The organism is Alloalcanivorax dieselolei B5 (genome assembly GCF_000300005.1).
In the GTDB taxonomy this organism is placed as follows: Bacteria; Pseudomonadota; Gammaproteobacteria; order Pseudomonadales; family Alcanivoracaceae; genus Alloalcanivorax; species Alloalcanivorax dieselolei.
The window spans coordinates 2,003,334-2,018,601 of record NC_018691.1 but is presented as its reverse complement, the minus strand read 5'-3'; the positions used below and the strand labels follow the sequence as shown (position 1 = coordinate 2,018,601).

Below are 15,268 nucleotides of genomic sequence, written 5' to 3'. Positions count from 1 at the left end.
ACCGGAGCATGCCCGTGTCGGACGTTAATCCAGCAGCGTGGCGGGCAAGTTTTTCCGACAATCTCTCATGATCGTGTCGATCAGGGTTGCCGCTTGGCGATGACGCAGCAGAGGTGCCGCCTGCCCCGCCCACAGCGCCAGGTATTCCGGGTCGTCCTGTTGCTGGGCGGTCTGTTTCAGCGGGCGAGTGAGCCAGGTCTGCAAGGGGTAGCCGGGAATACCCGGTTGATCCTCCATGGCGTCCATGAAACGGTTGCGAATACCCCGCGCCAGGCGACCGGAGAACGCACGAGTCAGACCGGTGTGCACGGCCCTCTCACTGAACAGCATCCGCCGATGGATGGGGCTGGCGTTGGATTCCCGGCAGGCAAGGAAGGCGGTGCCCACCTGCACGGCGTCGGCCCCCAACACCATGGCCGCCGCCATGCCACGGCCATCAGCGATGCCACCCGCCGCCACCACTGGCACGGTCAGCGCATTCCGAACATTGGGGATCAGTGCCAGGCTGCCAGTTAGGCAACGCTCCGGTTGCTCCAGAAAGGACACCCGGTGGCCGCCGGCCTCGAAGCCGGTGGCCACCACCGCATCCACCCCGGCGTCCTGCAGGGCCAGTGCCTCGGCCACCGTGGTGGCCGTGCCCAGGGTGCGGATGCCTCGTTGCCGACAGGCGGCCAGTATTGCGGGCTCGGGGATGCCATAGACAAAGCTGAACACCGCTGGGCAGGCTTCCAGAATCGCTGCCACCTGCTCGCCATAGTCCGGCCAGTAATCACTCCGGGGTGATTCTGGCGGCGTCAGGCCCAGTTCGCGGTAGCAAGGCGTCAGTATCTCCGTGCCGCGCTGAACATCGGCGGGGCCCGCCGCATCGTGGGGAGGAATCCACAGGTTCAGGGCGAAGGGGCGGTCAGTATGCCGGCGGATGGCCACGGCCGTCGCCATAATCTCCGCCGGCGTCAGATGATGCGCCCCGAAAGAGCCCAGCCCACCCGCCTGACTGACCGTGGCGGCCAGTGTCACCGATGACAGGCCGCCACCAAAAGGCCCTTGAATCAGCGGAATTTGCAGATTCAGCAGTTGGGTAATGCGATTGGCTTTCCACATGAGGGGCTCCTTCACAGTAGGCCTTCGGCTTTCAGTGCCTGGGCAATACTGTCGCGCTGCATCAGGGTTTGCCGGTATGCCCGCAGCCGCGCAGGCAGGGTAATAGCGGCGGCATCCACCCAGCCGGTGATGGTGAACAGGTACGCATCGGCGACGGTAAAGGTATCGCCGGTGAGAAAGTCGCGCCGTTCCAGTCGCATGGCGACCCAGCTCAGTGCCGTGCTCAGGGTGTCACGCATCAGTGTCCGGCTGGCGTCCGGGTAACCGGGTTTGAAGAAGGGGGCAAAATTCTTGTGCAACTCCGTGGCGATGAAGTTTTGCCATTCATGCACCCGGAACCGTTCCAGGCTGCCGGCGGCGGGCAGCAGATCCTCACGTGCGAAGCGATCCGCCAGATACTGACAAACGGCGGGCCCTTCGGTGAGCCGGGTACCGTCCTCCAGTACCAGCAGGGGAACCCGGCCGTGGTCGGACAAAGAAAAGAAATCCTGCTCACCAGTGCGGTGGGTGGCCAGATCCACCGTGACCAGGGAAAAGTCCACATCCAGTTCCCGCAGGACAATGTGAACAGCCAGGGAGCAGGCGCCGGGGGCGTAATAGAGTTTCATGATAGTGATTCCTGACGGTGACAACGGGAATCACAGCGTATTTTATTGCTCTATAATTAACAAATAGACTCAAAGGCATATCAACTATTACATGGTGTAATCAATGGCGCGCTATTTCGGCAATGTGGAACTGGGTGGTATTGAATTGTTCTGCCTGGCCGCGGAACAGGGCAGTTTTACCGGGGCGGCGCAGGCCGCGGGCATCTCGCCGGCGGCGGTGAGCCGGGCCATGGCTCGGCTGGAGGCCCGGCTGGGGGTACGCTTGTTTGTGCGCACCACCCGCTCCCTGCGGCTTACCGATAGCGGCCAGACCTACCTGTTGCACTGCCGGGAGGCCCTGGGCCGCTTGCAAGACGTGGAGCTGGAGCTTACCGGCGCTCAGCAACACCCGGCCGGCACCATCCGGCTCAGCGTGCCAACCACCTATGGCCATGCCCGGATTCTTCCCTTGCTGCCAGCGTTTCAGCGGCGTTATCCCCGGGTACGCTTTGACATCCATGTGGGTAACCGCAACGTGGATCTGGTGGCGGAGCGTTATGATCTGGTGGTGCGCGCCCGGCCACCAGCGGACAGTGGTCTGGTTGCCCGCCCTCTGGAGCAGGCCGACCTGGTGGTGGTGGCGTCGCCGGACTATCTGACCGAGCGGGGGGAGCCCCGGTCTCTGAGTGACCTTGCCGCGCATCAATGCATACAGTTCCTGTTGCCCAGTACCGGCCGGCATGTGGCCTGGTTGTTTATGGAAAACGGCGAGGAAACCGCGATGTTCACCGACGGCGATTATCAGTGCCGGGAGGATGTCAATGCCGGTATCCAGTTGGCCCGTGCCGGGGCCGGACTGTACCAAACCTACCGGTTTCTGGTGGAGGAGCCGCTGGCACGGGGCGAGTTACACCAAGTGCTGGTGCCCCATGGCGGTTGTGCACGGCCATTTTCTCTGCTGTACGCCAGGGACCGGCTGCTTTCCCGGCCAGTCCGTCTGTTTATCGATTACCTGCTGGATACCGTGCCACAGAAAAGCCGCTAACCCTGGCCTTTGTTGACGAGCAGGCAACCTGGGCTGATAACACCGGGCTAAAACCGGATTTTGGCGATGAGGAGTCCGGCTACTTGATTGAATCGGAACTGCATTCCATGGCGTAATTCGCCGGTCTGACCCGGCTGCCCGGCGTCACGCCGTGGCGGGCGAAAAAACCGGCATTCACTTCCAGGGCACTTGAATAGCGGGCAGCGGAGCGATACACGGGACAGGAGTAAGGGTCACGGTGAAGACAGGGTTCCATGGTGTGAATCGTCAGAATTTCACCGTTCCGGCCCAGGAACGCGATATCCAGCGGAATGTGTGTATTGAACATCCAGAAACCATTAACCGCCGGCTGTGGCCGTTCATACCGGAACAACATGCCTTTGAACTCACCCAGGTTATCCCGCTCCATCAGACCACGGGCTCGCTCTTCACCGGTATCCGCCAGTTCCACCAGTATCCGCTGCGGCACGCCATCCACGCACAGCACCATATGCCCCGGCGGCACTTCCACGGCCATCCCCAGGGACACCATCACCGCCAACCCGACCGCCAGCAACCTGACCGGAATCCATCGATGGATAGTCCTTGCTATCAAGGCGTTGATTCTCCCATGGTTGTTAACATGGCAATGTCTTATTGCCGGGTTAATTACTTATGTGCACAATTGTATTCAAAAAGTTGTTTTGTGATATAGTCAACTGAATTCGCTTTCCTGAGGTGTGCATCAAGGACCCTCCAGGCGGAGAAAGGCTTCTCCGTCGGCACACCTCCGCGCATAACAACAAACAAGTGCGGAACGAAGGATAAGAATGATGAAACGGACGCCAGACTTCAGCCTCTTTCTCGCCGTGGTAAAAGCCGGCACCCTGTCGGAAGCCTCCAGGGTTCTCGGCATGTCCGCGGCGGCGATCAGCAAGTATCTCTCGCAACTGGAACAGCACATGAAGCTGCGCCTGCTGGCCCGCAGCGCCCGCGGCTTCCATCTTACCGAGCATGGTCGTGAACTGTTCGAAAGCCTCGACCACATGCTGCCGGAACTGACCCCGATTCTCGGTGAGCCAATGTCGCGGCTGGACCACCCCACCGGCACCCTGAAAGTGGTTTCCTCCATCGCGCTGGGGCGCCACCGGGTGGCGCCGCTGCTGTCGGAATTCAGCGCCCGTTATCCGGAGGTCTCCATCCAGCTGCAACTGGGCGACGCGCCGGAAGATCTGTTCCGCTCCGGTGTGGATGTGGTGATCTCGCCCGGTGAGCCCATCGACCAGTCGCTGGTGGCACGCAGACTGATCACTCATCCGTGTTGCCTGTGCGCCGCGCCGGACTATCTGGCACGGCGTCCGGCGCCTGCCCATCCGCGGGAACTGCATCAGCACGACTGCCTGATACTCGATTGCCACGGCGCCTTCCGCGATCGCTGGGTACTGCGCGATCCCCGTGGCGGCACCCACACCATCAAGGTGGCGCCGCACAAGATCACCGATAACAGCGAACAGCTCAAGCAGTGGCTGCTGGACGGCCACGGGCTGGCCCTGAAAAGCGAGTGGGACATCGCCGAGCACCTGCGTCGGGGTGAATTGGTCAAAGTCCTGCCCGATTACGAAATGCCCCGGCTCAGTTTCTATGTGATCTACGGTGGCCGCCAATTAATACCGGCGAAAACCCGGGTTTTCGTGCAGTTCATCGAGAATCAGCTGCGCCCCCGGGAAAATCCTGAACGCCTACGCGCCTGAGCCCCTGTTTAACATACCCACGCTGCCCCGGTGGCCCGACCCGGCTATGGGGCGGTGATCATTTTTCATTCTTTTTTCTTTTCTTTATCCCTCCATAAGCGTAGCTTGAAGAGCAGAACCTTCGGTTAGAGATCGGAGGTGAGGCCCGAGGGACCGGGCGATACAGGTTGCAGCAAGACACGACTGAACAAGGCGCACGGGCGATACGGGAGCGGATGAGCTCCCACGCAGGTCCCGGAGTTTTTACCGACTCCCGAGCCGGCACTACCCCCGCCGGAGCAGTCTCGAAGGAACCCGGCCGGATCCACTGGAAATGGCCAGACGGTTCCATTCGATGCCCCCATGCGCAGCCATTCTGGCCCTCCAAACAAGGAGGCCTCACAGGGAGGTTCATATCATGACTGACCGCTTGCTTCACAAACTGCTGCTGGCATCCGCGCTGATCTATCTGCTCGGCGCCACCACCTCGACGCGTGCCCACGAGCCCGCTCCATCCCTTTCTTTGCCCTTCTCCCAAAGCGCTGTCGTTTTTTCTGCCTGACGCCATATCGGGGGCTCTGGCCCACCGCATAGCGGTGGGCTTTTTTATGACCGGGCCGTTGCTGGCACGCATACACGCAACACGCTGACACGCTAAAGTCGGAGCCTGCTTGCGGGTTTTGGTGACATGACTTCAGAGGTGGCCTCGAAGTCCCGTCTGTGGGAGCGGCTTTAGCCGCGAATGGCTTAGCGTGCCAGCGTGTTGCGTGTAAGCGTGTTGCGTACCAGCAAACACCAATGGCTCCCGACGACTTATCTTCCCTCTCAGTGCGGATGAGGATGATCATGATCCAGCGTCTCCGGCGAAGGCATCGCCCGGGCCCGATCCAGCCAGCGCTGACGCCAGCCGGCCAGGGTATCGCTGGCGGCGCTCCGGGTTCCGGTCAGCAGCGAGGGCGTTTCGCCCACCGCGCTGTCGGCGACGCGATAAAACACCCTCCAAGTGGGATCCCGCTGCGCCAGGGCACCCCGGTCCGACGCAAACACCACCTGGTCACCGGCCGCCCGGGGCCAAACCGCGTTGCCCGTACCGGACAGCCGCCGCGCCGGGCTCCAGCCCGTCTCCGCGCGCCAGCTACTCCCCCATAAACGATGGCGCCAGTCGCTGTCCCGGGTGTCCATCCAAACAGCCTGAATCGCGCCGTCACCGCGGACCGCCAGCGTCGGCCTCTGGCTCATGGCTTGATCATTGCTGCCCACCGGCACCGGTTCCGACCAACTCAAGCCCTGATCCTCGGACACACTGGCCAGAATCGCGCTGTTGACCCCGGCGCTGCGCAGCACCTTGGCGTCCCAGGCGGCGATCAGGCGGCCGTTGCCGTCCGCGACCAGACTCGGGTGGCGATCCGCCAGCGCGGTTTCGATGAAGGCGTCATCCGGGCTGCCGTTGTTGGAGACCCGAACCAGCGGCGACCAGACACCACTGTCCGGGTCGCGCCGGCGGGCGACGATCTCCCAATTGTCCGGATCGGTACGATCAAGCCCTTCCAGTCCATCGTAAAAACCGGTTTGTCCGGTCCAGCCCGGATTGACGTCGAAGCGATTGTCCTGGAACACCACCACCACGGTGTCGTCCGCCAGCACCGTCAGCGCCGGGTGCAGAGAGGCGGGATCACGGGTACTGCGGGTATCCAGCGCATGACCACCCTCACAGACCTTGTCGCTACTGAGTGACTCCGCAGCGCCGTCAATGCCGATCTGTACCATCAGATCAAAGCAACGCCGGGTGTTGTCGCTCCACGCCACCACCGGCGTTCCGTCGGCAAGCACCGCCAATGCCGGCCGGATCGCCCGTCCCTCGGTGGCGCTCAGAAGCACCTCCGGTTCCCAGGTCAAACCACCGTCGCTGGAACCGCGCAGAATGATCTGCGGCCGGCGCGGTTGCTGCCCGCGACGCTCATCCTGCCAGATCACCCACACCCGGCCGCCGCCGGTGGCGATGCGGGGGAAGCGTGCGGCGCCCGCCAGCGCATTGAGCACCACCAGCTCGGCCTGATCACCGCGCCGGAACAGGATGTCGGTTCCCTCGGCGTCGTGGCGTTCGGCCACCACCAGAGGCACGCCGTCCTCTGTTTCGGCCACATCGGCAAAGCCGGTGAAGACGCCGCGTTCCCCCAACGCCAACGCGGCGCCGTCTTGCCATTCCAAGGACGCCGGCACCGCCCGTTCCCCTTGTGGCGCTCCGCCCGCCTCGGAGGCACGCAGAAATACCGGCGAGGTCAGCGCTTTGCGCACACCCAGCAAATCGGTGACTTCGGCATAAACCCAGTAAGGCGCATCGCCCTCGGGCCGGCTCACCGTGGTCACGAAGGTGTCATCGGAGGAGGAGGGCCGGAAGGTGGCCAGAGGACCGGCCTCCCTGCCCGGCGCCGCATACAGTCGCAGACGGTGCGCCAGCCCCCGCCGCACTCTCAATCGCAGCGTCACCGGCTGCCCCGCCGGCGCCACCACCGCGTCGCCGGGTAACGCCTCGAAAACGCCGTCGCCCCGGGCGTCCGCCTCGAGCGTCAGAAACGGGGCCAGCGCGCCGCCCTGGCTCAACACGGTATGGCCGCGCCGGAGTGCCCCGAGAATCGCCCGCTCGGTGACCGCCGGAGCGAACACATGGGTCTTCACCGTGCCCGGGCCGAACCCCAGCCACAGTTCGCGAAAATGGTTGTCGGAACTGGCGGTGACGCCGGTTTCCATACCCAGATTCCAGCGGCTCTCGGCATAGCCCAGTTGGGCGTCCTTGTCCTGGGCGATGTTCCAGACCTCGATCAGGTCACCGCCGATCAGGCTGGCGTGGTCATTGGGCGTGCCGTCGTCATCGCTCCAGTCCCGATCCGGGTGGTTCGACTGCCACACCGCGCCCTGGCCGTGGGCGTCCCACAAGCTCTGCTGGGTGGGCCGGTGTTCCGCCCCTTCGGCGCCGTCCATGCCGTCCAGGACGGTGTCCACGGCGCCGAAAACATTGGCGTGGGGCCGGCCATTGGCCTCCTCTCCGGGGATCAGCAGCAGATCGCCAGAGGTCCACAGCGGGTCCCAGTGCTGGTCATAGGTGCGATGGTCGGTCAAAGCCAGGAAGTCCAGGTCCTGACGCGCCGCCTGGCCGATCTGATCGGCCACCGCCACATTGCCGGGCAAGGCATCATCGCTGGCCTGGCGCCACATGGAACCGTCCGAGGAATGATCGGTATGGACATGGGTGTCGGTGGCCAGCCACTGACCCCGCGGCGCCTCCAGGGGGGCCGCGGGCAGCGGCTCGTTACGCCACTCCGGGTCGAAATAGACCGGCTCTGGCTCTGGCTCCGGTTCCGGTTCCGGTTCAGGCTCAGGATCGGGTTCCGGCTCAGGATCCGGGTCCCCCTGCCCCGGCGGCGTGCCCGGGTCACCACCACCATCATCCGGCTGGCCGGCGCCCCCCGAACCACCTCCACCTCCGCAACTGGCAAGCGCCAGCAGCAACAGCCCCAGGCCAAGCCATCGATTGATCCCGCTACCTTGTTCCACCGCCGATTACTCCTTGCCCTGCCCAGGCACCATGGTTCCAGGTTTAAAAACCAGCGGCACTTTAAGCGCACCCCATGTTGCCCCGATGACAGCAGGGTTATCGAAACCGGTAACTGTGTTGTGAAAATGTAAGGTTCATCGCCAAATAACGGAGATAATTACCTCCATCGAGGCGCGGCTCTGTACGGAGGCCCTCCGGGATCGCCGTGAATACGTCCCTGTAGGCTCCCGGTTTGACGTCCCTGTTCGACAGGGTCCCGCAAAAGCGTAACGCGCCTCCGCTGTCCCCGATGGAGGGAAACGAACCAACAGCAAATAGAAGGCGCCTGAGGCCTTAGCGTGACCAGACCGAGGCGTCATAGGCCAGCGGCCGTTCGACCCGGGCGATGTCGGCAAGCAGATCGCGGCGCAGGTGGTAATCCAGATCAAAGGGATGGATCGACAGACGCAGCGGCGTGCCGGTAACGGCGGCGAGACCGCGATTAATCGCGTTGCACAGGCGCAACACCCGGGCACGGCCAGGGGTGTCCGCTTCGTACCCCAGCAACGGCAACAGACGGAAGCGGCTCTCGCGCAGATCGTGGATACCGGTCAGGGTCTCCAGGTAACGGAATGGCAGCTGTGCACGCTGCCGCCGCGACAGCGCACCCAGCGCCCAGGCCGGCGGCACGTACAGATCACCGACCGGAACCCGGTGTCGCCCAAACCAGTCATGGCACTCCCCGATCAGAGCGGCCACGCCCTCCCCATCCAGGGACAGATGCTCGGCCACATCGCGCGACAGCAGCGCACTGTGCGCACGGTGATAGAGACTTCGGGGAGGATCGCAGCGATGGCGCCAGCCATGGCCAGCCAGCGGGTACCCGCGCGCCGCCAGACCACGCAGCCAGGAAAGGTCGTCATCTCTCCAATCCCGACCCGGCACCACCAGCAGGGTCACCGCTTGCGCCGGCAGCCGGTCCAGCACGGCGAGCAGCGACGACACCGCGGCGCGGGTCTCCGGCATCACGTCATGCACCGAAACCAGAACCGGTGCCATCAACTCACCCGTGCCTGAGTGGAAAGCCGCCGCAACAGCGCCAGGGTCGGCGACGGCCACGGCTTCGGCAACGACTGGGCCTGACCAGCGCACTGTTCCAGTACCCGCAGCCAGTGCCCCACCGCCTGTTCGTTCATCAGCACGGCGGCCGAGCGGCCGCTACGAGCACGCAGCGCCCGGCTGCCGGCGCTTTTCGCCTCCAGCTCCGCCAACGCCTGCGCCAGACTCTGATCGCGGCCCTGCACCACCAGCGCGGCCCCCAGCGCCGGCCATTGATTGATACCGCAGGCCGGCGCCGTGATCACCAGGCGCTCCCGGGCCAGCGCTTCCAGCGCCACGGTGCCGAACGCTTCCACCGTGGAAGGCAGGATCAGCACCTGGGCGTCATCCAATGCCCGCACCACGGTGGCGCGATCGCACCAGCCCAGATAGCGCAGGTTCGGATAGCGTTCGGCGGCGGCCTCCACTTTGTCCCGCTGCGGGCCGTCCCCGGCCACGGTAAAGGTCAGCTCCGGGCGCGCGGCCGCCAGTTCCAGGAAGCGGTCGATGTTCTTCTCCGCCGCCAACCGGCCCACATACAGCACCGAGGACACCCTGTCGGCCAGCGGCGTCACCGGCGTGTGCACGAATTCCGGCGCCAGCGGCGTGCCCACCAGTTGCGGATGGCGGGCGCCGGCCTGTCGCGCCTTGGCCAACATGTCCTCGCTGATGGTCACCACCGCGCTGCTGCCACGGAACAACGTCCGGTTCAGCCAGTTCAGAAAACCGCCGGCCAGACGCGCCAGACGCGGCCCCCAATAGAGCCGCACCAGCTTGTCGTAATCGGTCTGAAAGGTGACACAGACGGGAATACCCAGTTTGCCAGCCGCCCAGTAGGCCCCCAGGGAAAAAATCCCGGGACCGGGGATCACCACCACATGGGGTTTCATTTCCCACATCAGCGCGGTCAACTCACGCATTTTGGGAAAGAAAAGCCGCTGGGTGGCATCGCCGGGAATGGGAATGGACGCCCCCTGACAGGGGTGCGGATCCTCGAGGCTGGGCGAGACCAGTTCCACCCGCGCCACCCGATCCTGCAAATGCGCCACCAGATCCTGGAAGTAGGCACCGACCCCATTGCGTCCCTTCATGGCGTCGACGACGAACAGCACGCGTAAATCGCTTTGTTTCACCATAGGACTTTGCCTCGTGAATACGCATCGCGCTGGCACATCATCATGACGATACCAGGGCGATGCGTGTTCGCGGGCACAGTATGGTGAGAGCCGATGTCGGTTTTGTGACAATCCACTTTCATCCACTCTCTCCTTCCGGCAGCGGGAATGAAAAACGCTGATAGACCCAGCCGAAGGTGCGCCGCAACGGCTCCACCTCCAACCCCAGTTCGCGGGCATCGTAATGATGACCGCTGCGATAACGCCGGGCACGTTCCGACTCGGCGGTGAGATAGCTCTGGTACTCCTGCGAAGGCGTCCAACCGAAGCGCCGATAGAACGCTTCCACCGTGTCCCGCGGATCAGCGGCGAGTGACTCCATTACCGACAGCGCCTGACGGGATTGCGGCAGCGCGTCGAGGCTGTCGAGCAGGTGACGGTAGTAGTAATCGAGCATCGCCATGAAACCCTCACGCCAGTAGGCGGCGGTGTCACGGCCGTCGAAAAGGCGGGCGCCGACGACGATGGAGTTGATCTGTGAGGGTACCGATTGAGTGGGGTTACGCAGGCAGCCGATGAAACGGGCGTCCGGAAAGGTCTCCGCCAGGGCCTGGATCCAGGGCGTGAACGAGGGGTTCTTGGACAGGAACACCCGGCCCTCGCCATGGAAATAGAGGTGCCGCTGCACGAACCGGCGGTAGGCCGCCATGATTCGGCGCTTTTCCGCCGCCGGCAGATCACGGTCGGCGAACGTCAGGCGCCAGAGACGCTCGTCCGGCACCACCAGCACCAGCAGGAAACAGCCCAGCACCGGCAACAGCGCCAGGTAATCCTCCTCCGGATCACGCAGCCCGGTCTTGTGAATATCATCCAGACCGCCGAGCAGGCGCCGCTCCAGCCAGGTCAGCAGCCGGCCCAGCGGCTGGCCCAGCCGGCGGTCCAGCAGGCTGATACCGTGAAACAGGTAACGCTGGCTGATGGAGGGTGCGAAGATCAGTTCCCACAGGGAGGTGGTGGTGAAACGCTGGTCATCGCCGGCCAGCAGGCGATGCAGAAAAGTGGTGCCACTGCGCGGAATACCCACCACGAACAGCGGCTCGCGCACGGTGATCTGGCGATAACGGGGAAACAGCACCCGATCCAGCAGCAAAGCCAGGCCATTGATCGTCTGCAGCAGCAGGAAAGCGGGCCAGAACAGCGCCATGGCCAGCAGCCGTCGCGGCGACCAACCACCCACCCTGCCCTGATAATCCGGGTTCCAGGATTTCAGGAACAACCGCCCGTACAGTTTGGCCACATGCCACATATGGAGGCTTCCCGATTCACGCTATTCGCGGTGATCCTAGAGCTCAAGAATGACCGTTTTATGACGTTTTGCAACCCCCGCGCCGACGCTTGCGGCGTTCCCCGGCACGCTGCACAATGCCGCCAGCTTTTTTATTGCTCCCGGCAATTTTTTATGACCGTACAGGATACCCGCCATGTCCCAGCCCTTCCCCACCATCGTCGGCCATCGCGGCGCCCGTGGCGAAGCGCCGGAGAATACCCTGGCGGGCTTTCAGGTGGCGGTGGCGGCGGGCGCCGGAGAAATCGAGCTGGATGTGCGCCTGTCCGCCGACGGCCATCTGATCGTTCTGCACGACAGTGACCTGAAGCGCACCACCGGCCAGAAAGGCCACGCCCGGCATTTCACCCTGGCCCAGCTCAATCTGCTGGACGCCCGTGTCAACACACCCGGTTGGCACAGCACCGTGGGGGTGCCCTCGCTGCGCGAAGTGGTGGCTCTGTGTGGGCCGGCCATGCGCTTTCAGTTCGAGGTGAAGGGCGCCGACCGCGCCGTCCTGCACCAGTTGGCCCATCAGTTGACGCATATGATCGACCAGGACGGTCTGCGTGAGCGGGTGGTGATCACCTCCAGCCATACCGGCTTCCTGCGCATGGTCGCCACCATGGCCCCGCATCTTGAGCGCGGCTATGTCAGCGAATATCGCTATCAACAGCCCACCCGGCGTGCCGCCGCGCTCGGCTGCCGCTGGTTGATACCCCACCACAGTCTGGTCTCGCCACGGCTGATGCGCAGCGCCCGCCGGCGCGGGCTCAAGGTCTCCACCTGGACCGTCAACGATCTCAATGAGGCGGAACGGCTGGCGCGGCTGGGCGTGGACGGCATCATCACCGACTTCCCCACCAGCTTCCTGGCCCACTTTCGCGGCAAGGGTCAACGCCAGGAGGCGGCCCCCGCCGCCCAGGCCGAGCTGGACCCGAGCCTCAGGGATCCTTGAAGAAGTCGCGGATTTCCTGCTCCCTGGCCATCGCGTCCCGATAACCCAGCTCGATCAGTTCGCGGGTAAAGCCGGGCTCGAACAGCAAATAGCTGAGCGCGCCGGCGCCCGGCGAACGGGTCGCACCGGAACCGCGCAAGAAGAACCGCAAGGTGCGTGGCAGCTCGCGCGAATGCCGGCCCGCGATCTCGTCGATGGGCTCGGAGGGATAGATCTTCAGAACGTCCACGGGCCGCAGTTGGATGCCGCGCTGACGCCTCTGGCCAGCGTCGGTGACGGCCAGGGTGTTATTGATGCGTTCGAGCCGTTCCACGTCCCCCTCCAGGGTATCGACGAACACGCTGTTCAACACATGCCCGAGCACCTGGGCCAGGGAGGGATAACCGCTGAGCGCCTGTTGCTGTCCCGGACTGTTGCCGCCGGACACGCCGATCACCAACAGGCGGTTGGCACCCAGATGCAAGGCCGGGCTCACCGGGGCCAGCTGGCGCACCGCGCCGTCGCCGTAAAAACTGCCGTCCACCTGCTCCGCCGGGAACAGCAGCGGAATCGCCGCCGACGCCAGCATGTGCTGCACGCCGATCACGGAGCGGCGCCCGAGGCGGCGGGCCCGGGTCCATTCCTGCAGATCATCGGCGCCCTGGAAAAACGATACCGATTCGCCGGTGGCGTAACTGGACGCGGTGATCGACAACGCCCGCAAATACCCCTTGTCCACGCTGTCGCCAATGCGCTGGAAATTGATCAGCAAGCGCAGCAGCCGTTTCAGCGGTGTGTTGTCGAGCAAGGCGCTGCGGGTCTTGGCCTGACCGCCGGTGGCGGCGGAAAATACCCAGCGCAGCAGACTGCTGGTGAACGCAAAAATGTCGGTGCGGTAAACCTGCTCGGCGGTCATGTTGGACCACACCCGGTCCAGGCTGTGCACCGCGGTGGCGTAGTTGTGGGCGCCGGCGGCCAGACCGGCGGCGTTGATGGCACCGGCGGAGGTGCCGCAAATAATCGGAAACGGATTGCGCGACTGCGCCGGCAGCATTTCCGCCACCGCGCGCAATACCCCGACCTGATAGGCGGCGCGGGCACCGCCACCGGACAATATCAACCCCCGCACCGGGGGTATTGGTGATGCCATGAAAGGTTCTCCTCGAAGCGCCTCAGTATGCCTTTGGCATGCCTCAGCGTCATCCGCTGGCGTCACTGTTTCGGCTGTCTTATGCTGCCGTCGTGGTCGTCTTCCGCGGCCGCTGACGAGCACCCGCTAAAATGGCATTACGCACCGCCCGCGCCGACGATCTGGACGCCCTGTGCGCCCTGGAGCAACGCTGCTTCAGCAGCGACCGGCTATCCCGCCGCAGCTTCCGCCATTGGCTGCGCCAGAACCCTTGCGGCCTGATCGTGGCGGAGCAAGAAGAGAGCGGTCTGCTCGGTTACGCCCTGGTCATGCTGTACAACGGCACCCGCCTGGCACGCCTCTACTCCATCGCCGTGGATCCCAGTCAACGTGGCAAAGGGCTCGGCGAGCAGTTGCTCGACGCCGCCGAGCATTACGCGCACCGTCATCGACGGCTTTACCTGCGCCTGGAAGTCCGCAAGGACAACGCCTCCGCTATTCGTCTCTATGAGCGGCGCGGTTACCGTCTGTTCGGCCAGACCGCCGACTACTACGAGGACCACCAGGATGCGCTGCGTTTTCAGAAGCGGCTGCATTACCGGCCCGACGGTGGCGAGCGGCTGGCGGTGCCGTGGATCCGGCAGAGCACCGACTTCTCCTGCGGCCCCGCCTGCCTGATGATGGCCCGCGCCGCGCTGCAGGGCGAACCGCCCAGCGACAGTGAGGAACTGCTGCTCTGGCGCGAAGCCACCACCATCTTCATGACCGCCGGCCATGGCGGCTGCCACCCGCTCGGCCTGGCCCTGGCCGCCCGTCGACGCGGCCTCGCCGCCGAGGTCTGGTGCAATCAGCGAGGCCCTCTGTTTCTTGATTCGGTGCGTGATGCGCACAAGAAAAGGGTGATGGAAACGGTCCACCATCACTTCGTCGAACAGGCACAGGCGCAAGCGATTCCGGTGCACTACGCGGAACTGGGCAGCGAGCGGCTGGATCAGGCACTGGAAAACGGTGAAGTGGCCATGGTGCTGATCAGCACCTGGCGGCTGGACGGACGTAAAGCGCCCCACTGGGTGGTGGTGGCCGGCGGCGACCGGGAGTGCTTCTACATCCACGACCCGGACCCGGCGGAGGATCAGATCCCCCTGGACTGCCAATACATCCCCATCGCCCGCGACGGCTTCGACAAAATGGCCCGCTATGGGCAGTCACGGCTGCGCACCGCAGTCATTGTAAAGGCAGTTGACAGTTGATAGTGGACAGTTGACAGCGAAAAGAAAAAGACCTTGCGTTCGTGCAAAGCATATTTGCGTATACGCAGCCCTCTGCCCCTGGCTACGTTTAATCTTTTATACGTAATGAGGCCGCACCCAGGCTTTGGACGCGGCCTCATCGGTTACGGGCCAATTTCTCCTGTCCCGCGAGCTGTCAACTATCAACTGTCAACTGTATTTATTTCAGGTTTTCAACACGTCCTTACCCAAGCTTCCGGCGCGTTTGGCGTTTTCCTGGCGGGTGTTTTCCTCGCAGGCGTTGCTGTCGCCGCCGCAGATTTCGCAGCCGTCCTTCATGCCCAGCGTCGCCAGGCCGCCACAGGAGCCCTTGATCGGCTTGTTGGAGAAGATCACGCCAACGGCCATGGCGGCGAACAGGATGCCGATAACGACAAAGGCGGCGATCAGAGTGGCAAACAT

The 15,268-nt window shown here is 63.9% G+C and carries 15 protein-coding genes; 5 read left to right on the top strand and 10 right to left on the bottom strand.

The window, feature by feature from the left end; genetic code table 11:
* Positions 1 to 24 precede the first annotated feature (24 nt).
* Positions 25 to 1,101: an NAD(P)H-dependent flavin oxidoreductase gene (locus B5T_RS09130; protein WP_014994206.1), complete on the bottom strand. Its 1,077-nt coding sequence runs from the start codon at positions 1,099 to 1,101 to the stop codon at positions 25 to 27.
* Positions 1,102 to 1,112: 11 nt separating this feature from the next.
* Entirely contained in the window at positions 1,113 to 1,709 is a 597-nt protein-coding gene (gene gstA / locus B5T_RS09125; RefSeq protein WP_014994205.1) for a glutathione transferase GstA, read from the bottom strand.
* A gap of 103 nt (positions 1,710 to 1,812) precedes the next feature.
* Here gstA and B5T_RS09120 point away from each other — a divergent pair, with 103 nt between their 5' ends.
* On the top strand, positions 1,813 to 2,733 hold the full coding sequence (locus tag B5T_RS09120; protein ID WP_014994204.1) for a LysR family transcriptional regulator: 921 nt from the start codon (positions 1,813 to 1,815) through the stop codon (positions 2,731 to 2,733).
* 79 nt (positions 2,734 to 2,812) lie between these two features.
* On the opposite strand, the gene B5T_RS09115 is transcribed toward B5T_RS09120, so the two are convergent.
* Entirely contained in the window at positions 2,813 to 3,328 is a 516-nt protein-coding gene (locus B5T_RS09115) for a DUF192 domain-containing protein (RefSeq protein WP_202803039.1), read from the bottom strand.
* A gap of 217 nt (positions 3,329 to 3,545) precedes the next feature.
* Here B5T_RS09115 and B5T_RS09110 point away from each other — a divergent pair, with 217 nt between their 5' ends.
* A complete protein-coding gene (locus B5T_RS09110) occupies positions 3,546 to 4,463 on the top strand; it encodes a LysR family transcriptional regulator (protein ID WP_041716962.1) in 918 nt (305 codons plus the stop codon).
* A 397-nt stretch (positions 4,464 to 4,860) separates the two neighbouring features.
* Complete coding sequence (locus B5T_RS23370) at positions 4,861 to 5,004, top strand: hypothetical protein (protein ID WP_167321211.1); 144 nt, start codon at positions 4,861 to 4,863, stop codon at positions 5,002 to 5,004.
* Positions 5,005 to 5,267: 263 nt separating this feature from the next.
* Here B5T_RS23370 and B5T_RS23445 read toward each other — a convergent pair whose 3' ends face one another.
* The 5 genes from B5T_RS23445 to B5T_RS23365 form a co-directional block, all read right to left on the bottom strand.
* Positions 5,268 to 7,994, bottom strand: a complete 2,727-nt coding sequence (locus B5T_RS23445; RefSeq protein WP_014994201.1) for a CehA/McbA family metallohydrolase — start codon at positions 7,992 to 7,994, stop codon at positions 5,268 to 5,270.
* Positions 7,995 to 8,328: 334 nt separating this feature from the next.
* Complete coding sequence (locus B5T_RS09095; protein WP_014994200.1) at positions 8,329 to 9,033, bottom strand: polysaccharide deacetylase family protein; 705 nt, start codon at positions 9,031 to 9,033, stop codon at positions 8,329 to 8,331.
* Entirely contained in the window at positions 9,033 to 10,208 is a 1,176-nt protein-coding gene (locus B5T_RS09090) for a glycosyltransferase (protein WP_014994199.1), read from the bottom strand. Before B5T_RS09090 ends, B5T_RS09095 begins: the two co-directional genes overlap by 1 nt.
* Positions 10,209 to 10,326: 118 nt before the next feature.
* Positions 10,327 to 11,493: a sulfotransferase family protein gene (locus B5T_RS09085; RefSeq protein ID WP_014994198.1), complete on the bottom strand. Its 1,167-nt coding sequence runs from the start codon at positions 11,491 to 11,493 to the stop codon at positions 10,327 to 10,329.
* Between the two features lie 36 nt (positions 11,494 to 11,529).
* Positions 11,530 to 11,670, bottom strand: a complete 141-nt coding sequence (locus tag B5T_RS23365; RefSeq protein WP_167321210.1) for a hypothetical protein — start codon at positions 11,668 to 11,670, stop codon at positions 11,530 to 11,532.
* Here B5T_RS23365 and B5T_RS09080 point away from each other — a divergent pair.
* The gene (locus tag B5T_RS09080; protein ID WP_014994197.1) at positions 11,669 to 12,469 is read left to right on the top strand and encodes a glycerophosphodiester phosphodiesterase; all 801 of its coding nucleotides are present in this window, start codon (positions 11,669 to 11,671) and stop codon (positions 12,467 to 12,469) included. The two genes, B5T_RS23365 and B5T_RS09080, sit on opposite strands and share 2 nt — an antisense overlap.
* Here the strand turns inward: B5T_RS09080 and B5T_RS09075 are convergent.
* Positions 12,456 to 13,598 (bottom strand): patatin-like phospholipase family protein, encoded by a 1,143-nt coding sequence (locus tag B5T_RS09075; protein WP_014994196.1) that lies wholly within the window; start codon positions 13,596 to 13,598, stop codon positions 12,456 to 12,458. The two genes, B5T_RS09080 and B5T_RS09075, sit on opposite strands and share 14 nt — an antisense overlap.
* Before the next feature lie 131 nt (positions 13,599 to 13,729).
* Here B5T_RS09075 and B5T_RS09070 point away from each other — a divergent pair, with 131 nt between their 5' ends.
* The gene (locus tag B5T_RS09070) at positions 13,730 to 14,827 is read left to right on the top strand and encodes a GNAT family N-acetyltransferase/peptidase C39 family protein (RefSeq protein ID WP_014994195.1); all 1,098 of its coding nucleotides are present in this window, start codon (positions 13,730 to 13,732) and stop codon (positions 14,825 to 14,827) included.
* Between the two features lie 204 nt (positions 14,828 to 15,031).
* On the opposite strand, the gene nqrM is transcribed toward B5T_RS09070, so the two are convergent.
* Positions 15,032 to 15,268: a (Na+)-NQR maturation NqrM gene (gene nqrM, locus B5T_RS09065; protein WP_014994194.1), complete on the bottom strand. Its 237-nt coding sequence runs from the start codon at positions 15,266 to 15,268 to the stop codon at positions 15,032 to 15,034.